General features: G+C 66.9%; 23 protein-coding genes and 2 tRNA genes. 12 read left to right on the top strand and 13 right to left on the bottom strand.

Going from position 1 to position 26,858, the window contains the following annotated elements; translation table 11 throughout:
- Positions 1–115 precede the first annotated feature (115 nt).
- The 3 genes from BM113_RS00740 to BM113_RS00730 all read right to left on the bottom strand — a co-directional run bounded on the left by BM113_RS00740 (position 116) and on the right by BM113_RS00730 (position 2,337).
- Positions 116–199, bottom strand: a tRNA-Leu gene (locus tag BM113_RS00740).
- Between the two features lie 203 nt (positions 200–402).
- Complete coding sequence (locus BM113_RS00735) at positions 403–1,395, bottom strand: oxidoreductase (RefSeq protein ID WP_089784497.1); 993 nt, start codon at positions 1,393–1,395, stop codon at positions 403–405.
- 423 nt (positions 1,396–1,818) lie between these two features.
- Positions 1,819–2,337, bottom strand: coding sequence for a peptidylprolyl isomerase (locus BM113_RS00730; protein ID WP_089784495.1), 519 nt, complete (start codon positions 2,335–2,337; stop codon positions 1,819–1,821).
- Between the two features lie 148 nt (positions 2,338–2,485).
- Here BM113_RS00730 and BM113_RS00725 point away from each other — a divergent pair, with 148 nt between their 5' ends.
- Positions 2,486–3,454, top strand: a complete 969-nt coding sequence (locus BM113_RS00725) for a succinylglutamate desuccinylase/aspartoacylase family protein (RefSeq protein ID WP_089784493.1) — start codon at positions 2,486–2,488, stop codon at positions 3,452–3,454.
- A 9-nt stretch (positions 3,455–3,463) separates the two neighbouring features.
- Here BM113_RS00725 and BM113_RS00720 read toward each other — a convergent pair whose 3' ends face one another.
- Both BM113_RS00720 and BM113_RS00715 read right to left on the bottom strand, forming a co-directional pair.
- Entirely contained in the window at positions 3,464–4,225 is a 762-nt protein-coding gene (locus BM113_RS00720) for an SDR family NAD(P)-dependent oxidoreductase (RefSeq protein ID WP_089784491.1), read from the bottom strand.
- Between the two features lie 154 nt (positions 4,226–4,379).
- Positions 4,380–4,730, bottom strand: a complete 351-nt coding sequence (locus BM113_RS00715) for a hypothetical protein (protein WP_089784489.1) — start codon at positions 4,728–4,730, stop codon at positions 4,380–4,382.
- Between the two features lie 382 nt (positions 4,731–5,112).
- Between BM113_RS00715 and BM113_RS00710 the strand changes: the two genes are divergently transcribed.
- A complete protein-coding gene (locus BM113_RS00710) occupies positions 5,113–7,119 on the top strand; it encodes an archaea-specific SMC-related protein (RefSeq protein WP_089784487.1) in 2,007 nt (668 codons plus the stop codon).
- Between the two features lie 48 nt (positions 7,120–7,167).
- Here the strand turns inward: BM113_RS00710 and rdfA are convergent, their stop codons facing one another.
- The 3 genes from rdfA to ahbB all read right to left on the bottom strand — a co-directional run bounded on the left by rdfA (position 7,168) and on the right by ahbB (position 10,964).
- Positions 7,168–7,812: a rod-determining factor RdfA gene (gene rdfA, locus BM113_RS00705; RefSeq protein WP_089784486.1), complete on the bottom strand. Its 645-nt coding sequence runs from the start codon at positions 7,810–7,812 to the stop codon at positions 7,168–7,170.
- 279 nt (positions 7,813–8,091) lie between these two features.
- The gene (locus tag BM113_RS00700) at positions 8,092–9,255 is read right to left on the bottom strand and encodes an acyl-CoA dehydrogenase family protein (RefSeq protein WP_089784484.1); all 1,164 of its coding nucleotides are present in this window, start codon (positions 9,253–9,255) and stop codon (positions 8,092–8,094) included.
- Positions 9,256–9,869: 614 nt separating this feature from the next.
- Positions 9,870–10,964, bottom strand: a complete 1,095-nt coding sequence (gene ahbB / locus BM113_RS00695) for a siroheme decarboxylase subunit beta (protein ID WP_089784482.1) — start codon at positions 10,962–10,964, stop codon at positions 9,870–9,872.
- A gap of 159 nt (positions 10,965–11,123) precedes the next feature.
- Here ahbB and BM113_RS00690 point away from each other — a divergent pair, with 159 nt between their 5' ends.
- Complete coding sequence (locus tag BM113_RS00690) at positions 11,124–12,059, top strand: Rossmann-like domain-containing protein (RefSeq protein ID WP_089784481.1); 936 nt, start codon at positions 11,124–11,126, stop codon at positions 12,057–12,059.
- A 135-nt stretch (positions 12,060–12,194) separates the two neighbouring features.
- Here the strand turns inward: BM113_RS00690 and BM113_RS00685 are convergent.
- Both BM113_RS00685 and BM113_RS00680 read right to left on the bottom strand, forming a co-directional pair.
- A tRNA-Ile gene (locus BM113_RS00685) sits at positions 12,195–12,268 on the bottom strand.
- Between the two features lie 75 nt (positions 12,269–12,343).
- Positions 12,344–13,000, bottom strand: a complete 657-nt coding sequence (locus tag BM113_RS00680) for an FxsA family protein (RefSeq protein ID WP_089784479.1) — start codon at positions 12,998–13,000, stop codon at positions 12,344–12,346.
- Positions 13,001–13,123: 123 nt separating this feature from the next.
- Between BM113_RS00680 and BM113_RS00675 the strand changes: the two genes are divergently transcribed.
- Together BM113_RS00675 and BM113_RS00670 are read left to right on the top strand one after the other, a co-directional pair.
- Positions 13,124–14,782 carry a DUF255 domain-containing protein gene (locus BM113_RS00675; RefSeq protein ID WP_089784478.1) on the top strand — a complete coding sequence of 553 codons (1,659 nt, stop codon included), beginning with the start codon at positions 13,124–13,126 and terminating at the stop codon, positions 14,780–14,782.
- Positions 14,783–14,863: 81 nt separating this feature from the next.
- A complete protein-coding gene (locus BM113_RS00670) occupies positions 14,864–15,667 on the top strand; it encodes a TrmB family transcriptional regulator (protein ID WP_089784476.1) in 804 nt (267 codons plus the stop codon).
- A gap of 30 nt (positions 15,668–15,697) precedes the next feature.
- Here BM113_RS00670 and mptA read toward each other — a convergent pair whose 3' ends face one another.
- Positions 15,698–16,636: a GTP cyclohydrolase MptA gene (gene mptA, locus BM113_RS00665; RefSeq protein ID WP_089784474.1), complete on the bottom strand. Its 939-nt coding sequence runs from the start codon at positions 16,634–16,636 to the stop codon at positions 15,698–15,700.
- A 741-nt stretch (positions 16,637–17,377) separates the two neighbouring features.
- Between mptA and BM113_RS00660 the strand changes: the two genes are divergently transcribed.
- Positions 17,378–18,364 carry a nucleotidyltransferase domain-containing protein gene (locus BM113_RS00660; protein WP_089784472.1) on the top strand — a complete coding sequence of 329 codons (987 nt, stop codon included), beginning with the start codon at positions 17,378–17,380 and terminating at the stop codon, positions 18,362–18,364.
- Between the two features lie 3 nt (positions 18,365–18,367).
- Here BM113_RS00660 and BM113_RS00655 read toward each other — a convergent pair whose 3' ends face one another.
- Complete coding sequence (locus tag BM113_RS00655; RefSeq protein ID WP_089784470.1) at positions 18,368–19,414, bottom strand: N-acetyltransferase DgcN family protein; 1,047 nt, start codon at positions 19,412–19,414, stop codon at positions 18,368–18,370.
- Between the two features lie 390 nt (positions 19,415–19,804).
- Here BM113_RS00655 and BM113_RS00650 point away from each other — a divergent pair, with 390 nt between their 5' ends.
- Entirely contained in the window at positions 19,805–20,644 is an 840-nt protein-coding gene (locus BM113_RS00650; protein WP_089784468.1) for a DNA-directed RNA polymerase subunit epsilon, read from the top strand.
- Positions 20,645–20,708: 64 nt separating this feature from the next.
- On the top strand, positions 20,709–21,344 hold the full coding sequence (locus BM113_RS00645) for a DsbA family oxidoreductase (RefSeq protein WP_089784466.1): 636 nt from the start codon (positions 20,709–20,711) through the stop codon (positions 21,342–21,344).
- Here the strand turns inward: BM113_RS00645 and BM113_RS00640 are convergent.
- On the bottom strand, positions 21,341–22,192 hold the full coding sequence (locus BM113_RS00640; RefSeq protein WP_089784465.1) for an NAD(+)/NADH kinase: 852 nt from the start codon (positions 22,190–22,192) through the stop codon (positions 21,341–21,343). The genes BM113_RS00645 and BM113_RS00640 overlap by 4 nt on opposite strands.
- Before the next feature lie 309 nt (positions 22,193–22,501).
- Between BM113_RS00640 and BM113_RS00635 the strand changes: the two genes are divergently transcribed.
- The 4 genes from BM113_RS00635 to BM113_RS00620 all read left to right on the top strand — a co-directional run bounded on the left by BM113_RS00635 (position 22,502) and on the right by BM113_RS00620 (position 26,645).
- Positions 22,502–23,887 carry a KaiC domain-containing protein gene (locus BM113_RS00635; protein ID WP_177209070.1) on the top strand — a complete coding sequence of 462 codons (1,386 nt, stop codon included), beginning with the start codon at positions 22,502–22,504 and terminating at the stop codon, positions 23,885–23,887.
- Between the two features lie 146 nt (positions 23,888–24,033).
- On the top strand, positions 24,034–24,297 hold the full coding sequence (locus tag BM113_RS00630; protein ID WP_089784463.1) for an amphi-Trp domain-containing protein: 264 nt from the start codon (positions 24,034–24,036) through the stop codon (positions 24,295–24,297).
- Positions 24,298–24,500: 203 nt separating this feature from the next.
- Entirely contained in the window at positions 24,501–24,935 is a 435-nt protein-coding gene (locus BM113_RS00625) for a universal stress protein (protein ID WP_089784461.1), read from the top strand.
- A 267-nt stretch (positions 24,936–25,202) separates the two neighbouring features.
- On the top strand, positions 25,203–26,645 hold the full coding sequence (locus BM113_RS00620; RefSeq protein ID WP_089784459.1) for an SAM domain-containing protein: 1,443 nt from the start codon (positions 25,203–25,205) through the stop codon (positions 26,643–26,645).
- The last annotated feature ends 213 nt before the right edge of the window (positions 26,646–26,858 follow it).

Here is a 26,858-nt window from a genome sequence, read left to right as displayed (position 1 = left end):
ATGCGAGGGAAGGCATTTGAACCACGGGAAGACGGTCGCTCTCCGTTCGCGCCGTGATTTCCCCGATTCAGATCCCGAGAGCGCAGTCGCCGCTCACGAGTCGTTCGCGGCGACATGCGAGGGAAGGGATTTGAACCCTCGGACCCCTACGGGAGCGGGTCTTAAGCCCACCGCCGTTGGCCTGCTTGGCTACCCTCGCAGAGAAGGCACACGTCAGTTGTCCCCCGGTTGGGATGTGCGTTTCGGTGTCGGCCGACGAGCGACCACGCCGTCAGGCGGTCGACTCGAGCGACTCGTACTGTCGAACGGAACTCCGTGAAGCCGATCGTTTCCCTGGAGCCGTCACCGGTGGCGACGACGCCGAATTCACGTTCGGCTTCGTATCGACGTCCGTCGACAGTATCACCCTCCAAGATCCGCTTCCACATCGGTCGGCTCCTCGATCTCGACCGCGGTCGGGCGGGGGAGATCGTAGCGCACGCCGGTCAGTTCGGCGGAGACGCGCCACAGACGACGGGCCGTCTCGCGATCGTACGACGCCTCGGACGACGCCTGCCGTTCGGGTGCGCCGCGCATGTTCATGAGACCGCCCGGGCCGTAGTACGCGCCACCTTCGACGTCGGGTGCGGTCGCGGCGTACAGTGTCGGCAACGCCCCCTTCTCGGCCGACTGGGCGAGCACGGCGTTCGAGACCCGTCTGCCCGCCAGACGGAGCCACCGTCCGGGCCCTTCGGCGCGTTCGATCCCGCGGTACTGCAGTTTCGTGTCGGCATAGCCCGGATGGACCGCAACGCTGATCGCGTTCGTATCGGCGGTCCGGAACCGCCGCTCGAGTTCGTAGGCGAAGAGGACGTTGGCGAGTTTCGACTGTCCGTAGGCGTCCCACGGGTCGTACGACCGCTCGCCGTGGAGGTCGTCGAAGTCGATCTCGCCGCGTTCGTGGAGTCCGCTCGAGACGGTGACCACCCGCGCCGGCTCCCCGACGTCCGTCGCCAGCGACTCGAGGAGCAGTCCGGTGAGCGCGAAGTGCCCGAGGTGGTTGACGCCGAACTGTGTCTCGAACCCGTCCTCGGTCTCGGAACGGGGGATGGCCATCGTCCCCGCGTTGTTGATCAGGGCGTCGATCGGCTCGTCGGCGATCCGGCCGACGAACGCGCGGACCGACTCGAGGTCTGCGAGGTCACAGGCCTCGAGACGAAGGTCGGCATCGGGCACGTCGTCGCGGATATCCCGGACTGCCTCCCGGCCGCGCCCTTCGCTGCGGCAGGCCATGACGACGGTCGCACCGTTACGTGCGAGTTCACGGGCCGTCTCGAGGCCGATGCCGCTGTTCGCGCCGGTGACGACGGCGGTGCGTTCGGTCTGGTCGGGGATGTCCCCCGCGGTCCAACCCATACACAGCCTACACAGCGACGACTCGTAAAGAACAGCCCAAACCACGCCGGAGAGCCCCTCTCTCGAGTGCGACGAAAGGTGTGAGTACAGCCACAGCAACACTCCTGATCGGTCGCGTCGGGTCGCGTCGGGTCGCGTCGATCGCAGATCGCCGTCCTCGTCCAGTCCCCGGCGATCCCGGACACGTGACCTCGCTCTCTCGGTCGACGGCTTCGATGAACAGAACAGACCGTGCTATCCGAACCGAGAACCGATTGTCAGCCGCTGGTCGGTGCGGTCGACGGTCACGCCGCTGGAGGGGTCATACGGATCCCTGTACCGACGTACCGGCGCAACCGCCACCGGGTCGGGTTGCGCCGGAACTGACGGACAGCAAACCGTGTCAGGGAACGAAACGTCCGAACGAAGGCGAAAACCGGTCAGTTACTCGTCGTGGACCGTCACCGACTCGAGCAGCACGTCCTCGGACGGGCGGTCGTTGGCGTCGGTGTCGACGGAACCGATCTCGCGGACGACGTCCATCCCGTCGGTGACTTTTCCGAAGACGGCGTGGCGGCCGTCGAGGTGGGGCTGGGCGTCCAGCGTGATGAAGAACTGCGAGCCGTTAGTGTCGGGACCGGAGTTGGCCATCGAGAGGATGCCCGCGTCGTCGTGACGGAGTTCGTCGTGGAACTCGTCGTCGAACTGGTAGCCGGGGCCGCCACGGCCCGTGCCCGTCGGGTCGCCGGTCTGGATCATGAAGTCCTCGATGATGCGGTGGAAGAGGACGTCGTCGTACAGCGGTTCGCCGTCGACTTCCTCGCCGGTTTCGGGGTCGGTCCAGGTTTTCTCGCCCGTCGCGAGGCCGACGAAGTTCTCGACGGTCCGGGGGGCGCGCTCGTCGTAGAGTTCGACGTCGATGTCGCCCTTGCTCGTGTGCAGGGTTGCAGTAAGGTCTCCCATACCCTCCGCGACGCTAGCGTGGGTGAAAACCGTGGTGGTCTCCGCGCGACCCGCTCGGCCTCGAGATCACGGGCCCCGACGGTGAGATCATCGGACCCCGGCAAGTCGCCCCCGCAGGTACAAGCGGCCGGAGCGAAAACGAACGTGTATGGACGGGACCCACACGGCCGAAACCGTGACCCTCGCGCGACTCCCCTCGGGCGTCGAACTCGAGACGACCGTGCACGTCTACCGCGGCGACCAGAACGGCCCCACCCTCTACGTACAGGCCGCCCAGCACGGCCGCGAGATCAACGGGACGGAAGTCCTGCGGCGCTTTCACGAGCGACTGCCGCTCGAGTCGCTGTCGGGAACCGTCGTCGCCGTTCCCGTCGCCAACCCGCTGACCTTCGATCGGGTCTCGTACACGACCCCGGAGATACTCGACAGCGTCAACCCGAACATGAACCGGGTCTGGCCAGGCGACGCCGAGGGGACCCTCCACCAGCGGATGGCCGCCTCGCTCTGGGAGTACGCGGGCGAGGCCGACGCTATCGTCGACCTCCACACGGGCAGCCCGGACATGCTCCCGCACGTGGTCTTCCGCGAGGGCGACGAACGGTCCCGCGAGCTCGCCGCGGCCTACGGTACCGACCTCCTGCTCTCCGAACGGGCCGACGAGGACGCCTCCGAGGAGTGGCACCGCCGCGGCTTTGCGGGCAAACTCCGCGTCGCGGCCGCCGACGAGGGAATCCCGTCGATCACGCCCGAACTGGCCCACAACAAGCAGATCCTGGAGGAGATCGTCGAACTCGGCGTCGAGGGACTGTTGAACGTCCTGCGTCACCTCGAGATGGTGCCGGGCGATCCGCCCGCGGAGACGCCGCCCGTCGCACGGAACCACCTCGGGCAGGTCACCGCCGAGGACTCCGGGCTCTTCCGGCCGGAGCCGTCGCTCGAGGTGGGCATGGACGTCGAGTCGGGTGACCGGATCGGCACGCTGTACGATCCGGCGACGTTCGAACCGATCCAGGAAGCCGTCGCCGACCGCGACGGGGTCCTGTACGCGCTCACCCGGGAGGCGACCGTCGTCGCGGGCGACAAACTGGCGAACGTCGGGCTGATTCTGGAGGAGTAGGGAGTCACCTCAACACGTCGAGAAGCCGCCGTCGACGACCAGTCCGTGGCCGCTGACGAACGACGCCTCCTCGCTCGCCAGGAACAGGATCGCGTCGGCGATCTCCTCGGGTTCGGCGAGTCGCTTCAGCGGGTACTCCGCGGCCATCTCCTCGCGGGCTTTTTCGGGGTCGTCCCGCTGGGCGAGGTACTGCTCGAGCAGTTGCGTGTCGGTAAAGCCCGGACAGACCGTGTTCGCGCGGACGCCGTAGGGGCCCGCCTCGGCGGCGACGGCACGGGTCAGGTTCAACACCGCTCCCTTGGTCATCGAGTAGGCCGCCTGTTTCGGGAGTCCGAGGATGCTCGCCAGCGAACCGACGTTGACGATCGATCCGTGGCCCTGCTCTTTCATGTGCGGCAGGGCCGCGTGACAGCCGTTCCAGACGCCCTTGACGTTGACGTCGATGACGAAATCGCGGATGGAGTCGTCGACGTTCTCGAGGCTGGCCCCCGGGTGGCCGGTGCCGGCGTTGTTGACCAGCACGTCCAGGCCGTAGCTCTCGGCGACCTCCTCGACGACCGCGTGGAACTGGTCGGCGTCGGTCACGTCGAGGTCGTAGAAGACCGCCTCGCCGCCGCCGGCTTCGATCGCGTCGGCGACTTCCTCGCCCCCGTCCGAGTCGATGTCAGTTACGACGACGCGGGCGCCCTCCTCGGCGCACCGCTCGGCGGTTGCTCGACCGATCCCCGACGCTGCACCCGTGATCACGACCGTCCGATCCTCGAGTCGCATGCTTGCTCCATCGTCGGTATGTTACATAAATTCGTTCATTATTCACACACGTATGACATAGTCTGTTTTCCTTCGTCCGCGTCGGAGCGAACATCGGTAACCAGCGGTCGGCTCGTGGGGGGCGGTATCTCGAGGGATCGGTCCGTTTGCCTCCTCAGCAGGGCCGCTCCGGGACGAGCAGGTGCGCGAGCAGGTCGCCATCCTCGACGACGACGATCGCGATATCCCCCTCCTCGGCGCTTCCGAACTCCTCGACCGGGACGACCACCTGATCGACGACCTCGCCGCCGTCCTCGAGCAGGAGAACGACCCGGTCCCCGTCCACGAGACGGTCGACAGTGGCGATAGCGGTTCGTGCGCTCGAAGGGTAGTCGACCCCGTTGGCCCCGGTGTTGTCATCCGGCAGTCTCGAGTTCCCGAGCGCGATTGCCGCGGCTGTAGCGGTCGGGATCGTACCGATCGCACACAGCACGGTCCGGCGCAGGGCCGCCGTCCGTTCCGACATACCGCCGCTGGTCGCGCCACAGTATATAAAGGACAGGACGACGCGAACGGAGCGGAAAACCGATCCACCAACCCAACCTATATTTTAGCATATATTTCGCCAATAGAGTAATACTACATATGTTTTTGCTGTTGACTCGTGCTACGAGGACGCAGTGTATGAAATCGTTTATCAGCCACTGGAGGGGCTCTAAAGGCGTTATGTAATTTGCACCCGCCAGTACCGATTCCAGGGTCCGATTACCTACCAGAAATATACAAATAATATAAAAATACTATTACGGACTCGAGTACTCGATAAACGGTCGACAACTGGCCGATCGACGGCTTCGATGTGTACCGACACCAAAAGCTTATCACTCGTCTGGGAGGTTATGCAAACAATGGCGACACAGGAGCGTATCACTCGACAGGCGACGTTGCGGGCCCGTAATATCGGGGGTATCGACGAGACCACGGTCGAACTCGAGTCGGGCGTCACCGTCCTGGCCGGCCGCAACGCGACGAATCGAACGTCGCTGTTGCAGGCGTTCATGGCGGCGCTCGGCGGCGAGTACGCCTCGCTGAAGGCCGACGCCGACGAAGGGGAAGCCGTCCTCGAACTCGACGACGAGACCTACCGGCGGACCCTGCGTCGCAGCGGCGGCACGACCGTCATGGGCGGCGAACCCTACCTCGAGGACGCCGAACTCGCGGACCTGTTCGCGTTTCTCCTCGAATCCAATCCGGCCCGCCGGGCGGTGACGACCGGCGACGACCTCCGCGAGATCATCCTGCGGCCCGTCGACACCGACGAGATCGAAGCAGAGATCACGCGGCTGACCGCCGAAAAGGACCAGATCAACGACGAACTCGAGCGCCTCGAGACGATCCAGACCGACCTCCCGGAACTGGAACGCCAGCGGACGACCCTGCAGGACCGGATCGAGGAGAAGCGAGCCGAACTCGAGGAGGTCAAGGAAGCGATCGAGAACGCCGAATCCGAGATCGAGCGCCGACAGGACGACCAGAACGAACTCGAGGAGAAACTGAGCGAACTCCGCGAGCGACGCTCCGACCTCGAGGACGTCCGCTTCGATCTCGAGACGGAACGGGAGAGTCTGGCCGCCCTGCGTGACGAACGCGAGGAACTCGAGGCCGATCGCGAAGACCTGCCGGACGTAGAATCGCTCGACCGCGAGGCCATCGACGAGGAGATCGACCGGCTCCAGCGCCAGTCCCAGGAGATCGACGGCGTCGTCAGCCAGCTCCAGAGCATCGTCCAGTTCAACGAGGAGATGCTCGAGGGGTCCCACCCCGAGATCCGCGAGCTACTCGCCGACGAAACCGACGGAGGGAGCGCCGAGGCAGTGACAGAACAGCTCCTCGAGGACGAGGAGACGGTGCAGTGCTGGACCTGTGGCAGCGAAGTTCGGCGGTCCGAGATCGAGTCGACCATCGATCGTCTGCGCTCGCTCCAGGAGGAGAAACTCTCCGAGCGCGACGAACTCGAGGAGCGGATCCAGTCGCTCCGGTCCGACCGCCGCGAGATCGATCAGGCACGCCGGAAACGCGAACGGATCGAGGACCGCCTCGAGGACGTCACCGACGAGATCGATCGCCGCGAGCGTCGCCTCGAGGAGTTGACCGACCGTCGCGACGAGATCGAGTCCGAGATCGACGATCTCGAGTCGGAAGCCGCCGAACTCGAGGACCAGTCCGAGTCCGAGTCCGAGTCCGAGTCCGACGACGAGACGGAGGAGACGGACGACGGGAGCCTGCTGGAACTCAACCGGCGCGCGAACGAACTCGAGTTCTCGCTCGGACGACTGGAGCGGGACCTGGAGACGACGAACGAGGAGATCGAGGAGATCGAGTCGGCGCTCGACGAACGCGAGCGCCTGGAGGAGCGCCGCGAGGAGATCCGCGAGGAACTCGAGGAACTGCGCACCCGGATCGACCGGATCGAACGCGAGGCCGTCGAGTCGTTCAACGAGCACATGGACGCCGTGCTCGAGGTCCTCGAGTACGACAACATCGATCGCATCTGGATCGAACGCGTCGGCGAGACGGTCCGGGAGGGCCGCCGCACGGTCGAGCGGACGGCGTTCGACCTCCACATCGTCCGCAGCACCGAGGACGGCCAGACCTACGAGGACACGATCGACCACCTGAGCGAGAGCGAACGCGAGGTCACCGGGCTGATCTTCGCGCTCGCGGGCTATCTCGTCCACGAGGTCTACGACGACGTCCCGTTCATGCTGCTTGACTCGCTCGAGGCACTGGACTCGAACCGGATCGCCGCGCTGGTCGAGTACTTCCGGGAGTACACCGACTTCCTCGTCGTCGCCTTGCTCCCCGAGGACGCCGAGGCCATCGACGACTCCCACGAACGCATCACGGAGATCTGATCGGCCCGGGAAACCCGTAACAGACGTACTCCTGTTATACCTTCGTCGTCACTCCCCCGAAGCGGAAGCGAAACAGTCGCAGGCCCCCGACTCGAGCAGGTCGGCGACGTCGTACTGTTTGCCACACGCCTCACAGAGGACCTGTACGTCCACGAGCACGCGGTGGGGGCCGACCTCGAGCCGATCGGTCTCCCGGAGTCGCTCGAGGTTGCCCTCGGTGACCGAGACGGTTCGCTGGCGGAGCCCCTCGATAGTTCGGGCGACGTTTTCCCGGTCGCCATCGGCGTCGCCGTCGTCGGCCGCGGGCGGCGACGCGTCCCTGTAGCCGGTGAGGTAGCTCCTGATCGCGCCGTAGGAGACGAACTCCTCGGTCAGCGTCTCGACGTCGACGCCCGCTCGCTCGAGTCGCCGTTCGACTTGTGTTCGTTCTCCCCTGCTGCCCGTCTCGCCGCGCAGCAGGTCGTAGAGGTGGGACGTGTCCTCGGCGATCGTATCGATCCCGGCGTCGGAAAGCGCCGCGCGAACCAGCCGCTCGTTGAACCAGTCGGCGAGCGACCGCAGGCTCTCCCGGTTCTCGTCGCGGGTCCACCGCGCCTCGAGGTCGGTGCCGACGCCCTCGAGGCCGTACTTCTCGATGAGGCGGGCGACCTTGGGTTTCGGTCCGGGGCTCCCGTCGGCGTTCGAGTCGGCCATCCGGTCGTAGTTCCGACGGGGTGTGCAAAGTGATTTCGGTGACCCCACGGGGTTGGGCCAGTGTTTCGATGACGAGGAAGAGCCTCGAGGGCGACTGAGGGCGTTCATTCGGCCAGTTAGCTCCAATAGGACCACGGACGCCGGCTGTCACCGTTTCGCCAATGGCGAAAGCTCGCGAGAGGGGATGCGAAAAGCGGCAGGATGGCCCGAGAGAACGGACGAACGGCGAAAACGGAGAGGGTTAGCTGCGACCGCCACGCGGCCGCCGCCGCTATCCCGTCACTCGTAGGCCGGGATACCGGTCAGCTCCTCGCCGAGGACCAGCGTGTGGATGTCGTGGGTGCCCTCGTAGGTGTAGACCGTTTCCATGTTGGCCATGTGGCGCATCGGCGAGTAGTCGGTCGTGATCCCGTTGCCGCCGAGCATCTCGCGGGCGACGCGGGTCTGGTCACGGGCCATGCGGACGTTGTTGCGCTTGGCCAGCGAGATGTGGGCGGGCCGGAGGTCGCCACGCTCTTTCAGTTCGGCCACGCGGTAGGCGAGCAACTGGGCCAGCGTGATCTGGGTCGCCATCTCGGCGAGTTTCTGCTGTTGCAGCTGGAACCGGCCGATCGGGCCGCCGAACTGCTCGCGGTCCTGGGCGTACTGGCGCGCCTCCTCGAAGCTGTCCCGGGCCGCTCCGACCGCTCCCCAGGCGATCCCGTACCGGGCCTGCGTGAGACAGGACAGCGGCCCCTTCATCCCGGAGACGCCCGGCAGAACGTTCTCCTCGGGAACGCGGACGTCGTTGAGACCGATCTCGCCGGTGATCGACGCACGCAGCGAGAGCTTCTCGGTGATCTTGTTGGTCGTGACGCCGTCGCGGTCCGTCTCGACGAGGAACCCGCGGACCGGTTCGTCCTCTGCGGAGCGGTCCCGCGCCCAGACCACTGCCACGTCCGCGATCGGCGAGTTCGTGATCCAGGTCTTCGATCCGTTGAGCACGTATCCGTCGCTGTCGCGCTCGGCGTGGGTCTCCATCCCCGACGGGTTGGAGCCGTGTTCGGGTTCGGTCAGGCCGAAACAGCCGACCGCCTCACCCTGGCCCAGTTTCGGCAGCCACTCCTCTTTCTGTTCTTCGCTGCCGTAGGCGTGGATCGGGTACATCACCAGTGCCCCCTGGACCGACGCCATCGAGCGCAGCCCCGAGTCCCCCGCCTCGAGTTCCTGCATCAGGAGCCCATAGGCGGTCTCGGAAACGTTCGGCGAGCCGTACCCCTCGAGGTTGGGGGCGTAGAAGCCGAGTTCGCCCATCTTGGGGATCAGTTCCGTCGGGAAGGTCCCCTCCTCGAAGTGCTCGGCGATGTCCGGCTTGACGTGTTCCTCGACGAACTCACGGGCCGTATCCCGAATCATCCGCTCTTCCTGGTCCAGATCCTGCTCGAGCTGAACGAAATCCAGCATACGTGATACTACGGGAACGCCACAATAGGTATTGCGGTACGCGTTCCCAATCGGCGGGGCGATGGGGGTGGGTGGGGCCGTGGTTCCGGTGCGATCCGCCCTCGCTCGAGAAGCGGGCGGGACACGGGTTACTTCACCAGTCTACGATATATAATACGTATCCGAAATACAAAAGAAATCAAGGAGGTTATTATTATATCCACTTCGAAAACAAGTCAGTTTAGCGGTAGCTCTCCGTTCGAATCAGTGACGCGGGATTCAGGGGGCTTTCGAGTTCGATTCCGTAGCATAGCTACAGGGCTTTACTGGTTCGAACCAGCGTTCCAATTTAACAGCCAATAGCAAACATATATCTAGTCTGTTTGTATTACTACTTACTTTTCCGACCCGATAGCCAAACTAGTTAGGAAATGATTTCGTGATGCCACCGATCGTAGACGTGAATGCCGCCAACCAGAGGCGGCGGCCCCAGGGGCGCGTGTAACAACGACGGGGCCATTTTGGTACCGGTCGACCGACGTTCTCGAGAGCCCGCTACGGCGGTCAGTGGCGAGAAACCCGGCTAGCAGAACGAGTCCCGGAGCACGGCGGACGACTGGGCTGGGAAAGTCAGCTCACGACTGCCGACCTTCGGCGTCCGGCGACGCGAGCAGGTCCTCGTAGCGCGCGCCGGTCTGTTTCAGCGTCTCGGTCGAGTACAGGCGTTCGTGCTCGAACGGAAGGTACTCGTCGGCCAGGTCGTCGATCTCGGCGTCGACCGCCTCGGGGTCGCGGCCGTGGATCATCGTGAACAGGTTGTACGGCCACCCGTGCTCGGGGCGGCGCGGCCGGTGGTAACAGAGCGTTACGGACGGCAACTCGCCGACGGCTTCGCCGCGTTCGTCGCGCTCGGCGTTCGGGACGTCCCAGACGACCATGCAGTTGGCGTCGAAGCCGGTGACGACGTGATTGACGACACAGCCGACCCGCTTGATACAGCCTCGGGAGCGTAACCCTTCGAGCGCGTCGACGACGTCGACCGCGTCGACCTCGCGGTGGGCAGGCTCGCGCTCGAGTTGTGCCGCCAGATCGCGGTACGGCGTCGTCGAGACCGGAAACCCGTCCTGGACGGCGAGCAACAGGTCGGCCTCGAACGGCGAGAGGTCGCCGACGGCCGTCTCGCTGATCCGGGTGGCCGAGGCGTCGACGCCGTCGGACGCCGACTCGCGGGCGAACCGGTCGGCGTTGACCACCGGGAACTCGAGGTCGACGTAGTAGTCGGTGACCATCGGTAAGTCGAGCACCTCGCAGCCAGTCCGGCGCTCGATCTCGTCGAGGACGTCGTCGCGCTCGGCCCGGGAGGCCGCGGTGACGACGAACCACATGTTCCACTCGTGGTCGCGGGCGTAGTTGTGGTTGACCTGCCGGTAGCCGTTGACGAGTTCGGCGACCTCGTCGAACGCCGCCTCGTCCTCGGGTGCGCGGATCGCAGCGAGGGTCGACGAGCCGATTACCGGCGGATTGAGGACGGCCCCGAACCGGCGGAACACGCCGAGTTCGAGGAGCCGTTCGATCCGATCCACGACCTCGCGTTCGTCGATTCCGAGTCGATCGCCGACCGGTCGGAGGGGGCGCTCTTCGAGGGGGAGCCCACTCTGGTAGCCGTCGATGAGCGCCGCGTCGATGTCGTCGACGGCCTCGCGCCAGTCGCCCCCGGTGGCGGAGTTCATCGTCGGCAGTTGGTCGCGGCGGCAACTATCGCTTTCGGGTCGCCAACGGTTCGGGGCGGTGGACCGGCCGAACGTATATGCCGTCGCCCGCCGTTCCCCGAATCACGTGTCCACTGCCGCAGTCGCTTCGCCACGCCGCTTCAGCGATCCCGAGCACGAATGACGAGCCCAATCCTCCGGAACGCCTACGCACGCCTCCGCGACGAGAGTCCGGAAACGCTCGAGGCCGTGAGCCCACACCGGATCACCGCTAACGACCGGACGCTGCTGGTGGAACTCGAGGCCGAGGGAGCGGACGGCGCGGACGGCGCGGACGGGGCAGTGAGAGGCGACGCGACCCACGCGAATGCGAAACACCTCGCGGGCGTCGCCCACCGTCCACGGGGGTCGCCCCAGCCACCGGCGGTCGACCGCGACCTCGAGGCGCTGTTGGCACCGATTTCGGGCCGCGATAGCGACGCGACTCCCGCTGGAGGCGAAACCGATCCCCGCCTCGATCGGGCGCTGGCCATCGCGACCCTGAACGCGCTGTCGGCCCCCACGATCGACTGGGACCGTGGCGATCCGATGGCGCTGCTCGAGCCGTCGGTCGAGCGCGTCGTCACAGTCGGGCTGTTCCGACCCGCCTTCCGGCGGTTTTCGGACGTCGATGTTCGCGTCCTCGAGCGCGCCGGGGTCGACGTCGGCCCAGAGAACGTTCCCACGCCCGCGGACGTCCGCGTCTCGACGTACACCCCCGACGAGACGGCGGCGGCAATGGAGGGGGCGGACGTCGTTTTCGTCACCGGATCGGCGTTCGTCTATGGGGGCGCGGACCGGTACCTCCGGGCGATCCCGCGGTCGGCGGCCGCCGTCGTCATCGGCGCGACGGCATCGTTCCGCCCGGAACCGCTGTTCGAGGCCGGTGTGGACGTCGTCGCCGGTGCGAGCGTCGCCGAGCCGGATCGGGTCCGGCGGGCGGTGAAGGCGGGCGCGTGCGGCAGCGACCTCCACGACGCGGGCCTCCGGAAGGGATACGTCGTGCGGGAGAGCGAGTCACCGGCGGGCCTCCGACTCGACGACTCGAGCGACGCCGAACGGGCAGAGGGCGGCTGACCGATCCGGGCGCGGGCCCTCGAGTGTGAAAAACGACGGACGGTCGTCGGGCTCGAGGACGAGAGAACGGAACCGAAAGAACGACGGCCGAAATACCCGATATTCACAACTCGAACGTTCGTTCGGAGGGAGAAGTGGGCCGGCTCGGATTTGAACCGAGAACCTCCACCTTATCAGAGTGGCGCTCAACCTAATTGAGCTACCGGCCCGCGCTTTTCCTCTGCACTCAGTAGTTGCCGGGTCGTATGTTTAAACGTTTCTTTCCGAGGAAGCTGTGCGAACCGCTACCGAGCGGACGGTTCGTCGCCTCCGTCCGATCCGCTCGAGTCGTCGGCGTCCTCGAAGTCGATCGAGTACCCGTCCGTCCCGTCCGCGTCGCGGGCGTCGGCGTCCGTGCTGGCGCTCGAGCCCGTATCGACCGTATAGGAGTCGCTGCCGAGGTCGTAGGTGCCCCCGCCGGAACCGCCGGCCCCCGAACTCGAGCCGCCACCGAACCCGCCGCCGGGCGCGTCGTCGCTCGAGAAGCCGTAGGTCCAGACCCCGCCACTGGCGAACCCTCCGGTCTTCTTGTCCGCGTAGGGGACGATCACGAACCGCTTGAGGCCCGCACGAATCGGGATCCGTGTCGGCGGGACCACGAGCAGGAAGCCGATGAGGTCGGTCACCAGCCCCGGCGTGAGCAGGAAGGCTCCGGACGCGATCAACAGCCCGCCGTCGAGCAGTTCGTTCGTCGGCGGCTGGCCCTGGGCCAGCGTGCGTTGCATCTTCCGGATCGTCCGCCGGCCTTCCGCGCGGACGAGGAGCATCCCGACCAGCCCGGTCAGGACGACGAGCAGCACCATCCCGACCCACCCGATGTAGGAGGTCTGGCTGACGACGACCGCCAGCAACACGGCGTCGAGAAACGGGATGAGCAACAGCGCGAAGATCCACCGGAGCATGGCACGATATAGCCGACCGAGGGTGAAAACGCTTTACGCTCGAGACGTCCAGGGAAACGAGCCGGAGAAACCGGAAACGAGAGCGAACGAAGGGCTTACCCCCGCGACCGCCCAGGCTCGAGTATGGACGATACGACGCGCGTCGAGTGGCGCGAGTGGGGCCAGGCGGCCTTCGACGAGGCTGCGGAGGCCGACGTTCCGGTACTGCTCTCGCTGACCGCGACGTGGTGCGATCACTGTCACGAGATGGACGCGGAGACCTACGCGGAACCGCGCATCGCGGCGAACGTCAACGACAGTTTCGTTCCCGTACGGGTCGACGTCGACCGCCACCCCCGGGTACGCGACCGGTACAACATGGGCGGGTTCCCCTCGACCGTGTTCCTCGCCCCCGACGGGAAGGTCCTCACGGGCGCGGGCTACCTGGGTCCCGACGGCATGCGCCAGGTGCTCGACAGCGTCCGCACGATGTGGCAGACGAAAGGCAGCGGCGCGGCCCGCGTTCCCCGTTCGCTGCGGGAGGACGAACCGCCCGCGGGCGAGCTCACAGACGACATCGAGTCGGGGATGCTCGGACACCTCACCGACACCTACGACGAGGTCGCCGGCGGCTGGGGCGAGAGCCCGAAGTTCCCGCTGCCCGACGCCCTCGAGTTCGCTCTCAAGCGCGACCGCGAGATGGCGCTTCGCTCGTTCGACGCCGTCAGCGCGAACCTGCTCGACGAGTACGACGGCGGCTTCCACCGCTTCGCGAGCGAACGCGACTGGTCGGGGCTCCAGCGCGAGAAGTTGCTGGACTCGAACGCCGCACTCGTGCGCGCGTTCGCGAATGCCTACCTCCACACGGGTAGCGACGAGTACCGGGAACCCGCCGAGCGAACGGTCGAGTACCTGACGACGACGCTGTGGAACGGTGACGTCGACGCCTTCGCCAACAGCCAGGCGCCCGGCGACGCCGACTCTCACAGCATCGACGCGACCGACCGCGCGGCCGCGGGCGAACCGCCGGTCGACGAAGCCGTCTTCGCCGGGCCGAACGCCCTGGCGGTCGAGGCGCTGTGTACCTACTACGCCTACACGGACGACGAGCGCGCCCGGCGGTACGCCGAGCGGACGCTCGCGACGCTCCGCGGGGAGTTGCTCGAGGACGGCATCGTCGCCCACGGCCTCGCGGCCACCCTCCCGGAAGTAACCGATCCCGAAGCCCCCGCGCCATTGCTCTCGACCCAGGCCCGCGCCCTGGCGGCCCTGACGACCGCGGCTGCCACGCTCGACGTCGACGGGGTCCTCGAGGACGCCAGCGAGGTCGCGGACGCGGCGATCGAACGGCTTCGGGACGGGGACTCGTTCCACGACGGCCCCGCGGAGGGTGTCGGGCTGGTCGAGCGACCGCTTCGGCCCCTCGATTCGAACGTCGCCGTCGCCGACGCTTTGATCGACCTCGCAGCCCTCACCGGCGACGACGGGTACCGCGCCTGCGCGCGAGAGACCCTCGCGGATTTCGCCGGCGCGAGCGACCGAATCGGCGTCCAGGTCGCCCGCTACGCGACGGCGGTCTCCCGGCTGCTCGAGGGTCCTCTTGTCATTCGGGTCGCGGACGACCCCGGCTCGGACCTCCACCGCGCCGCGCTTCGGATGGCCGACCACGAGAAGGTCGTCGTCCCCGGCGCGGACGACGTCCTAGCGCCGGGAACCGCCCGGGTCGAACGCGGGGACGAGGCATCAGCGCCGGCCGAAACTCCGGACGAGTTGAGCGAGCGCGTCGGAGCCGTTCTCGAGTAGGCTCGCGGTCTGTGGCGGGCGAATAGCACACTCGTCAAACTACCACAGTGTTTATGTTTCTTCGGCCGGTTGGATTCGAACATGGCCAGTCTCAGGGATCTCGGGCTCTCGGAGTACGAGGCTCGAGCGTACCGATCGCTGCTGAACACCGGCCCCACAACCGCCAAGGAGTTGTCGCGTGCGAGCGACGTCCCGATGGGGCGGATCTACGACGTGCTCAACAGCATCGAACAGTACAACCTCGTCCGTAGCCAGACCGCGAGCCGCCCGAAGAAGTACGTCGCGGTCGAACCCTCGACCGCGCTCGACCGCCTGCTCGAGGACAAGAAACGCGAACTCGACGAGAAGGCCGACCAGTACGAGTCGATCGTCGACGAACTCTCGGACGAACTCGACGCGGCCGAACCCGTCGAGGAGAAGTTCTGGACGGCCGCAGTCGGTCCCGACGAGACCAAGGACCTGCTGCTCGAGCGGCTGGCGGCCGCCGACCGGGACATCGTGATGATCGCCGCGAACCCGGTTCCACAACGGGACATGCAGACCGCGGGGGAGGACGTCCTCGCGGAACTCGAGAACGCGCTGGATCGGGGCGTCTCGGTCAACGTGTTGATGAGCCGCGATCTGGTCGGTGCACTGTCGGAGAACGTCGGCCGGCGGTACCGGACGTCCCTGCAGGAACGGGAGGACTTCGACGTCCGGACGAACGACGACGTGACCGGTTCGTTCAACGTCATCGACGGGGTCGAGGTCTGCATCCAGATTCCGAACCCGCTCGCGTCGGGCGATCCCTTCGGAATGATCGACCTGAAAGACCCCGAGTTCGCGGCGAACGTTCAGGACGAGTTCGTGCCGCGGTGGGAGGAAGCGGAGCCGCTGACCTTTTGACTGCCCGGCTGTTCGGTGGGTCTCCGACGGCTAATCGTCGACGTTCCCGCTTACTTCCGAGCGCAGTCGCTTCATCTCGACGATGCGCTCGGCGTGGGCGTTGTGCTGGTGGATCGACTCGTCGTTGGACTGTTTCATCGTGATCACCGCGTCGTCCGGGAGGTGATCGAACTCCTCGACCACGCCCTCGGCCATCGAACGCACGCAGTCCTCGACGAACTTGGCGTCCGCGTGGGCCTCGTAGGTCATGTGGTCCTCGTCGGGCCGTTTCGCGAGGTTGTAGATCCGCGCGCTCATCGAGTCGCGCGCGATGTCGATCACGTCGTTCAGGTCGACGTCGGGGTCCCCGCCGGCCTCGACGGTCAGCGTCGCGTGCCCGCGCTGGGAGTGGCCCGGCTGTGGGACCTCGTTCAGGAACTCGGTGATCGTCTCCTGGTCGACGCCCAGGTCCTCGAGGGTCTGTTTCGCGCGCGCCGCTGACATCCCCTGCGAGCAGGGACAGACCGTCATCCCCGTCACTTCGGCGCCGATCTCCTCGCGCGTGCCCTGGTCGGTCGCCGTCGCGGAGGCGATGATGTCGACGGTATGTTGGGTCTCGCGGTCGCTGGCCGGCGTCCGTTCGCGGCGCATGAACTCCGCCTCCATCGACACCTCGGCGCGGGAGGTGTAGTCGTGTTTCTCGAGCAGTCGTTCGGCGGCCTCGCCACAGACCTCCTCGACGCGGTAGGCTTCCTCGCGGGTGGCGTCCTCGAGGATCTCGTCGATGACCTCCATGTTGCGGCTCATGTCGGCGCCCTTTCGCCACGCCGGGAGGTCGACGAAGACCTCGAACTCGGCGGTGAGTACGATGGGCCGGTCGTCCTCGCGGGCGATCTTGACGAGTTTCTCCACGCCCGTAACGCCGACCTGGCTCAGGCCGACGGTGACGTCGGGAGACGTCGCCTGTACGTCGGGGAGTTGATGACTCATTGGCCGCATTCAGGGAAGGGTGCGATTAGACCTTTCGGAAGACGAACTCTCCGCGCCCCCCGCTCGAGGAGAGAAAACGTGGACGGCGCTCGAGCGGGCGTCGTCCTTTAAGTGGTTCTGGTCACAAGGTGAAGATACGACGGGAACTTCTCCGAAGCCTGTGATCCGGTAGTCCCGACTCTCCTGCTCTCGTCCGTGCGATCGCCCTCGCTCGAGCAAGGTCGTGGACCACACCGCGATCGCTCTTTAAGTGTCTCTGGTCACAAGGTAGAGATACGACGGGAGACGGGCCGCTTACTTGGGCTGTACTCGTACGAGTTCTCCAGCAACGCCCCTGGGATTCGTGAACCGCAACCGCAGTCTCGAGGGGGATCCTCCGATCCGATCGTCGCTTAAGTACTTCTGGTCACAAGGTGGAGATACGACGGGAGATTCTCCGAGGAACTTGGTGTCAATCCTGTAGTTGTAACGCTCTCGCTCGAGCGGAGTCGGAGACGTCCTCCGATCGCGCTTTACCTCGAGACGAGTTCGGTGATAGACCGACCGGCGTTTAAGTGCCTCTGGTCACAAGGTGGAGATACGACGGGAGATTCTCCGCGACGTACCATCCTCGAGCGGTGCGACTACCCGATCCGACCCGGGCACGAACGGAACCGGTCTCGCCTCGAGGTTCTTTAAGTGCCTCTGGTCACAAGGTGAAGCTACGAAGGGCTTTTCGCGGGACCCATCGTTTCCCTAGCCGTGTCTCCAGTCCCGTCACGCGTTCGTACCGCCGTCGACGACCACCTCGAGGAACTCGAAGAGCGCCGCGAGGTGGCCGTCCCGCTGGCGGTCGCCCGCGGCAGCCACGCCTGGGACGGGGCCGGTCCGGACAGCGACTACGACGTCGGGTTCGTCTTCGTGCCGACCGACCTCCGGCGGTACGCTCACCTCGAGGGACCCGAGGAGACGATCGTCGCCGATCACGGCGAGGTCGAACTCCAGGGCCTCGACGTCCGGCGGTTCGCCGAACTGCTCGCCGACTCCAACGAGAGCGCGCTGGCGCTGTGTCGGAGCCCGATCCGGTACCGCGACGCGTTCGATCCGACTGACCTGCGGGCGTACCTCGAGCGGACGTACGACCCGATCGATCTCTACCACGACTGGCGCTCGATCGCGGCGAGCAACTACCGCAAGTACCTCTCCGAGCACCTGGTCCGCGACGGCGAGACCTACCCGATCGAGGAGGTCCGCGAAGGGGGCGGCGAGGACGGACGGGTCTACGTCGTTCGCGACGGCGACGAGCGACGGACGATTTCGGCCGACGACGACCGCTACGCCGAGACGGCGACCCGACCGACGGTCAAGCGCAACCTCACGATCTACCGCGCGGCGATGTACGCACGCTACCTCCGGGCGACCGGCGAGCGCGCGGACGGTGATCACGACCACGACCACGACCACGACCTACCCGCACTTTCCTTCGAAACGTTCCTCCGCGAGCAAGCCCCGGCCGTCTTCGACCCGGAACGGATCGAGCGCGCTCGAGCCCTCCTCGAGCGCAAACGGGCGGGTGACGGCGACGCGGAGGTCGGCGACAGGGTCGGCCGCGAGTTCGCGCATCCGCCACGGGAGATCGATCCGACCGTACACGCGCGCCCGGGACCGGAGCCGGCGCGACTGGACGCGTTCGTCGACGGGATGATCGACGCCGCCCGGGTGCGCCGAGGAGACGGTCGCGGTCGATAACGCTCAGAGCGCGTCCGTGACGGCCTCGAGCAGCCGCGCCGGGCCGCCCTCCCGGTAGACGTTCGCCGCCGGGAGGTCGCGGGCGCTCGCCTCGTCGGGGTCGCCCCACGTCGAGACGCCAGCGACCGTCGCGTCCGAGAGGCGTTCGATCAGGTCGACCTCGCGCTCGAGGCCGGCCACGGGCCACTGTTCGTAGTGGGTTCGATCGCTCCGGCCGGGGTCGTCCGCCACCACGGCGGCGTCGGGCCAGCAGCCGTGCAGGATCGACAGCGTGACGCCCGAGTACGCGCGGTGGGCGAGCGACGCCTGTCCCTCGACGAAGACGATTTCGTGGTCGGCCGCGACGTCGGTGACGAGGTCCTCGACGACCCCGGCCGCGAAGTCCGCGGGGACGCGGTCGATCACGACGCCGCGGTGGGCGCCGACCATGATCCCGGTCTGGCCGGTCGCGACCCAGGCGGCGTCGCGGCCGACCCGGCGGGCCGCCCGGTAGAGTTCGAACGCCGTCGTCCGTTTCCCGACCGCACAGTCGGTCCCCGTCGTCAGCACGACGTCCGCGTCGACCTCGTCGACGCTGCCGTCCGCAACGCGAAGGTCGTCCTCGGCGGGCGGCTTCCGGACGTCGTAGAGATCGACGCCGGTCTCTGCGGCGAACTCCGTCCACTCCTCGCGCTCGGAGAGAAAGACGTGCAGCCCCGAGACGACGTCGCAACCGGCCCGCATCGCCGCGCGGATTCCATCGACCCACGACTCCGGGAGGTCGCCGCCGGCCGGCGCGACCCCGATTACCAGCGCCTCGGCCTCCGGTGCCCGTTCGAGCGCGTCCGCTACCGAGGCGACCACCGGAATCGGGTCGACTGACGGGTTCTCGAGGACTTCGTCGGCGGTCGTCCCGGCCGTCCCGGAGTCGACGACGACCGCGGCCTCGAAGAGTTCGCTGTGCATCACGACGCCGTGTGCGGTCTTCCCCCCGGGCTCGCCGAACTCGCCCTCCGCGAGGACGACGGCGGGCGTCGGGTCCGGTTCCCCGAACCTGCTGCGGAGATTCATGTCTCGACGTTTGGTAGCAGGTCGCAAAGTGCTATCCCTCGCTGGCCGCGTCGCTCAGTTCTTTAAGTGTCTCTGGTCACAAGATGGAGATACGAAGGGATTTTCGCGGGACGGTTCGCCGCCGAGTCACGGGTATCAGCGGGAACGGCGTAGCTGCTCGTACTACTGGACAGAAGTCGGTGAACCCGATGGCGTCTCGAGGGCGATCGGTGTGGGCATTGGTCCGGCAGTATCGGGATCGAACTCGAGCGAGATGCGCGCCAGTTACAGCACGGGTCGAGCCTCGCCGTCGAACCTCCACGAACCAGTCAGAACCGCTAGGAGTTACGATATCCGACAGTGCGACGGGTGCGAGCCTTTTTCCGTTTCCCTCACTCACCGACACACGAGATGAGAGACGACGGTGCCGACCCCCGCTCGCGAGACGGACCGACGCCGGTGGCGGACGGCTCCGACGGTTCGGGCCAGCGCGAGGGAGGTCTCGAGTACCGACGCGGCCGCCCTCACCCGGGTCCCGATCGTCGCCTCGAGACCCGCCCCGGTTCGGGTGCCCTCTCCCGCGCGGACGTCCAACGGGATTCGACCGTCCGCCGCTGGGGTATCGTCACCCCGAGCGCGACGGTCATCGGCCGCCCGGAGTCGCCCGACTCGGACGTCTCCGAGAGCGTGCGCCGGCTTCACGACGAACAGCACGCGGCGACGCCGGGCTACAGCGAGCGCGCCCACCGGCTCGACCGGCTCCGGACGACCCAGGCGCTGTGTAACGCCCTCGAGCTGACCCCGTGGCAGCGGGACCTGGCGCTGGGCGTCATGGACGAGATCGACCTCACGGAGTTCGGCAGCCAGCGGGCCATCCCGAAGGTCGCGCTCGTGGTCATCCGCCACGTCGTCGACGTCGACCGTCGCTCGTACTTCGGGCTGGACGACGTCGACGCCCAGGAACTGTCGCCCGACCGGATGGAGGAGCTGTTCGGGCAGTACCGCGCCCACGACATCGCCGACGAGCCGACGTTCAAGGAACTGGCGGCGAAGTACGGCCTCGATACGACGAGCCTGAACCGGCTCCGGCGCGTGCTGAAATCGCAACTCGAGGACGACCTGCCCGCCTACGGGCGGAACCCGTACCGGGATCCGAACCTGCCGGAGAGCGCCGGCACGGAGAACGACGCTCCGGCGGTCGAGACGCCCGACGACGGGCGCGGGAGCGACGGGACGGACGGCGAGCCGTAACCCCGTCATCCGGTCACCCTCCGGTAGCCCACGACTTTTCCTTCCGGATCCGCTACCGTCGTCAATGTCCGTAGACGACGCGCCGGACCGCCTCGAGGTGTACGCCGACTACGTCTGCCCCTTCTGTTATCTGGGCAAACAGTCGCTCGCACGGTACCGCAAGCGCCGAGACGACCCCCTCGAGATCGAGTGGCATCCCTACGATTTGCGACGCGGGAAGCGCAACCCCGACGGATCGATCGACCACGACGTCGACGACGGGAAGGACGAGGAGTACTTCGAGCAGGCGAAGGAAAACGTCCGTCGCCTCCAGGAACGCTACGACGTGGAGATGGCCCAGGAGATCGCGGCCGAGGTCGACTCCCTGCACGCGCAACTGGCCTCCTGGTACGTCAAGCGGGAGTATCCCGAGGAGTGGGCCGCCTTCGACGACGCGATCTACGAGGCGCTGTGGCAGGACGGCCGCGACATCGGCGACGAGGACGTGCTGGTCGACCTCGCGACCGACGTCGGCCTCCCCGCCGACGCCGTCACCGAGGCGCTCGCTGACGACGATCTCCGTGCGACCCTCGAGGAGCGGTTCGACGCCGCCCGGAAACGGGGCGTGACGGGCGTTCCGACGTTCGTCTACGAGGGCCACGCCGCCCGCGGCGCGGTGCCGCCGGAGCAACTCGAGCGACTGATCGAGGGGGAGGGCTAGTCCAGTTTCTCCAGTCCGTCGAAGAAGTCCGCCTCCGGCCCGACGAGTCGAACCGGGTCGTCCGCGAGCGAGACCGACACCGTCGCGGGTGGCTCGAGGCGCTGCCGGTTGCGGCCATCGCTGATCGCGTAGGCGACGTCGGCTTCCGAGATCGACAGCGTCACCTCGCTGTCGGTGTCGACGACCAGCGACGGCATCGCGTCTGTGGCGGCCATCTGGGTGACGACCAGCGAGTCCGTGTCGGGCCGGAGCAACGGCCCGCCCTCGCTCAGGTTGTAGGCTGTCGAGCCGGTCGGCGTCGCGACGAGGACGCCGTCGGCGTGGCTCTCGACGTACCGCTTCCCGTCGACCCGGACCTCGATCGTCGCCCCGCCGCCCGGACCGCGTCGCGGGCCGTGAACGCCGATCTCGTTGAGCGCGGGCTCGAGCGTCCAGTCGCTCCCGCGGCCGGTCGCCCGCAGTCGGACGAGTTCCCGGGCCTCGGCCTCGAGCGAGCCGGTCTCTTGCAGGCGGGCGGCGAGATCGGTAATAACGGCGGGAGCATCGTCGGGCGGGACGGCGTTGAGAAAGCCGACCTCGCCGAGGTTGACGCCGACGATCGGCGTCGAGCCGACTTCGCGGGCGACGAACAGCAGGGTACCGTCGCCGCCGATGCTCACCACGAAGTCGCGGTCGGCCATCTCGGCGACCGGAATCCCCGCGACGTCGATCGCGTCGCCGGTGAGTTCGTCGACCGCGACTGTGACGTCGAACTCGCCCTCGAGGCTCTCGGTCAGCGCCGCGGCGAGTTCGTGGGCGCGCTCGTTGTTCCGCTGGGCGACGATTCCGACCGCGGCGGCTCCCGACATCGTCAGCGGATACCGGCCCCGCGATGAAAAAGTCACCCCCGGTCGACGCTCCAGCGGGCAACAACATTAATGCGAGTGGGTCCACTCGGAATAGGTGAACGCACGGAGAGCGGTCTCGACCGAGCGCGCCGATCCGTCGCAGATCTATGACGTACTCCCTCTCTCTTCGACCGACGATGGCGACGGCCTCGATACCGACTGCGAGCCGTTGCGCTCGGGTTCGCATGTGGCCGTTCCCGGGAGGACACCGGCGGCCGCTCCGCCGACCCACGCTCGCGACGTCCCCGTTGTCGTCGATCCCCGGCGGTGGTGCTCGTGACTGACGATTTCGACGACCACGACGACCACGACGGCCGCGATGACCACGACGACTGGTTCGAGCGGGCGCTGGCGGAAGTGGACGAGGACGACGACCCCGACGACTCCGACCTGTTCGAAGAGCAGTGGGACGACGAGGCCGACGCGGCTCCGGATTCGGACCCGAACTCGAGTCCACCCGATCCGTCGCCGCCGTCGGAAGGCCCGTTCGAACCGGAGCCCCACATCGTCGACGAGACGGTCGGTGAGGGCGAGGGTGAGGGTGAGGGCGCGGGCAAACGGAGCGATTCGGATTCGACCGACGGGGACGCGATCGGCGACGAGTCGCTCGAGCCGATAGCGGACCCGAACGCAACCGCGAACGCGGAGCCGACCTTCGACCCCGACCGAGCGGACCCCGATCTCGACCCTGATCCGACGTCCGAGTCCGACGCGGGCGGCGAGGGGGGCGACGACGATGGCCCCCTCTTCGATCAGAGTTTCGGCGACGCCCTCGAGAACGCCGCAGTTCCGGACGTCGACGACGAATCAGACGGGGCGAGTCAGATGGCCGGCGCGATGGAGGGGCCCGGTTCCGGCACCGGCACCGGCACCGGCACCGGCACCGACACCGGCGCAGACGTCGACTTCGGGTTCGGCGGCCCGGGCAGTGATGATTTCGACGACGAACCCGACAGCGATCTTCCGCGGACCGAACTCGGCGTCGAGGGACTCGACCGGATGATCCGGGGCGGCGTCCCCGAACGGTCGCTGATAGTCGCGATCGGCAGCGCCGGCACCGGGAAGACGACCCTCGGACTCCAGTTCCTCGACCAGGGGCTCGCCGACGGCGAACGCGCAGTGTACATCACTCTCGAGGAGAGCCGCCAGCGAGTGATCGACAGCGCGACCGAGAAGGGGATGCCGTTCGACCGATACGTCGACGAAGGGAGGCTCGCGATCGTCGACCTCGACCCGGTCGAGATGGCGAACAGCCTCGCCTCGATCCGCAACGAACTCCCGCAACTCGTCGAGGAGTTCGGGGCCACCCGACTGGTGCTCGACTCGGTCTCGCTGCTCGAGATGATGTACGAGAACCGGGCCAAGCGCCGCAACGAGGTCTACGACTTCACGAAGGGGCTGAAGGAGGCTGGCGTAACGGCGCTGTTGACGAGCGAGGCCGCGGAGGGGAACCCCTACGCGTCCCGGCACGGAATCGTCGAGTACCTCACGGACGCCGTCTTCGTCATGCAGTACGTCCGGCCGGACGACTTCCGGGAGACGCGGCTCGCGATCGAGATCCAGAAGATCAGGGACGCGAACCACTCCCGGGAGAAGAAGCCGTACGAGATCACCGACGACGGGATTTCGGTGTACCAGCAGGCGAACCTGTTTTAGCCGTTTGTCTCGAGTCGAGTCATCCAACGGGAGTAAGAGTAAGAGAAAGAGTAAGGATCCCCTTCGAACCGTTTCGCTACGGTAAACGGAAGTTAGGGGCGCGTTGCCAACCCATACTTTTGCTGACGGCGTCGTGACGTGTCCTCATGGCGGACCGGACCTCGGCCGACGAAACGCTCACGCGGGACGAACTCGCGGCGTTCTTCGAACACCTCGGCGATGAGTTCGCCGAGAACGGCGAACTGGACGATCAAAGCGTGCAAGTCCAGGTCGGCAACAAGACGGTGCAGCTCAATCCGCCGGAGACCGTCGACCTCTCGGTCGACGTCGTCGAGCGCTCCCCGATGCTTCGTGGCACGCGAGAAACGATCGAGATCGAAGTGACCTGGAGGCCGTCCCGGTCCGACTGACAGCGGGGACCCGTGGCCGTCGGAGCGAACCGGGGCCGGCACCGCGAGTCGGCTCGCTCGAGCGGACCCCTGCGGCGCGAAGCGGTCGTAACGGGCCGGACGGGGCGTCAGACGGCGACTCCGGATCGAACGCGCGAGCCGTTCACACGGGGCGGCCGGGAATTGAGAAGGTCTTTTTCCTCCCGCACCAGTGGTCCGACTAGATGTACGAGACGATCCTCTTTCCCACCGACGGGAGCGATCACGCCGAGACCGTGGCCGAGCACGCGCTCGACGTCGCGACGACGCGAGACGCGGCGGTACACGTCCTGTCAGTCGTCGACGACCGCTCGTTTCTCGTATTAGACGACGAGCGCGTCGAACAGGTCCGCAAAGACCTCGAGGCGAACGCACGCGAAGCGACCGACGCGGCGGCGACGGCAGCCGCCGATCAGGGCCTCGAGGTCGAGACCGCCGTCGACACCGGTCACCCCGCCGAGTGCATCGTCGACTACGCGGAGGCGAACGACGTCGACCTGATCGTGATGGGGACCAGCGGCGACGACTACGAGAACAACGTCGTCGGCAGCGTCTCCCAGCGCGTCGTCCGGCAGTCGCCCGTCCCCGTGTTGACGATCGGCCCCGACGTCGAGAACTGAGACGGATTGCCGTAACGAGTTCCCGGCACGACCGCAGGGCGGGTCACGGTCGCGCCGGAAATGGCAGCAGTCGGTAGACGATCGCCGGCCCTTTTCTCGCTCTCGAGCGGACCGCCCTGTCCCCCTTCATCTCCGTCGACTCCGTCGGCCCGGCCGTAAGCGAGCACCGCGGGTGGGCGATGCATCCACCGACCGATCAGCAGATCTATCCGTCGGCACAGGACCTATCATCAGATCTATCCGTCGACAGGGGGTACCCGTTCGAGTATGCGCCGCTCGACCGTGATCACGCTGGCCGTCCTCGCGACCGCGTTCCTCCTCGTGGGCGGGCCATCGCTGCTTTTCTCGCCGTCGACCGATCGGGTCGCTCCCGAGGAGGCGGACGAGCCCGAACCGGAGATCGTCTCCTTCGAGGACAGCGATAGTGGTTTCTGGCCGTACCTCAACCAGCGCCGGACTCACGAGAAGCGAAGCCCGGTAAACGTCGTCGTTCGCGGTGACGCCGACCGGACGCTTCGGCTGCTGGCCGAACACGGCGAAGGCGACTGGGAAGAACCCGAGCACGATCACTTCGACGCGGACGAATTCGTCGGCCTGGACGGCAACGAAACCGACGCGACGGAGACGAACGGGAGCGAGGCGTTCGAAAACGAAAGCGAGGACGGGAACGCGACCGCCGGCGCGGACGGCGTCGGCACGGAGATCGACGACCGGATCCGGCCGATCCCCCCGACCGAGATTCCCTGGTCACAGGCCGACGGCGCGACCCGCTACGCGTACGTCGACCCCGGCCCCGGCGAGGACGCCTACTGGACCACCGAGACCGTCCAGTACGAGGACGGCGAGTACTACGGGTACCGCTATCACATCCGCGCCTACGAGAGCCCCAACCCCGACGACCGGTGGATCGCGATGCAGACCCACTCGGAGCACTTCGACTGGTTCACCCTCCGTCACCGCGTCGACGGGGTCGAGGCTGCCCAACTTCGGCTCGAGAACGACCTGATGGCGATCCCAGGGGTCGACGTCCAGGAGGACGTCCAGCGGATCTACCTGGCCAACAGCGGCCCCTCCGACGCCGACGGCTGGGCGACGCAGGTCGACCTGACCGCGGCAGCGACGGCCGCGGCCCTCGCGCTGGCGGCGGGGCGGACGCGAGGCCGCGGTTCCGGCGACGGGACGGACGGACCGCTCGAGTCGGTCCGGCGGGCGATCGACGAGCGACTGACCGACGCCGATCGCGAACGGCTCTCGGCCGCCGCCGACCGCATCGAAGCGCAACACCTGATCCTCGCGGCGACGATCCTGACGATCGTCCTGGGCGTTCGGATCGGCGGCATCGCCCTCGACCGGACGATCGACGTCCTCTCGGCACACGCGATCGCTGCCCTGCTTTACCCATTCATCGCGGCCGGGTTACCGATCTCGACGTACGCGATCGCGAGCGGCCTCGAGCACCGCCTCGGCGCTGCCGTCACCGCCTCGGGATCGCTCGCGGTCGCGATCTGGCTCGACTACTCGTTGCTGGGGGTCGACGTGTTGCCGCTCGACGTCGTGGTCCAGCGGATGCTGGTCGTCGTCGCGCTCGGCCTGATCGCCGCCGGGGCGGCCCGGCGGGCGACGCGGGAGACGCGATTCAACGGCTTCCTGCTGGCCGGCACCCTCGCGTGGGTCCTCGTACTCGCCGGCACGCTGCTGGGCTACCTGTAACGATCGCCGGCGTTACCGGCTATCGGCCCTGTTCTACCGGCACGAACTGCAGACCACCCCAAGGAATTTAACCGACAACCGGCTACTGTCGCGTGTGATCGTTCCCTCCGGTCAGGTTCGCCCGGCCGGTTAGCTGTGCTTCTGGTACGAGTTAGTAACCGTTAAATGCCTCCCGGCGCTATCTGGCTGTAGTATCTCGTGACAGCCGCTTCT

This window comes from Natronobacterium haloterrestre, from assembly GCF_900112205.1.
Classification (GTDB): Archaea; Halobacteriota; Halobacteria; order Halobacteriales; family Natrialbaceae; genus Natronobacterium; species Natronobacterium haloterrestre.
Note: the sequence above shows the minus strand (reverse complement) of the source record. Positions and strands in the feature narration are given on the sequence as shown.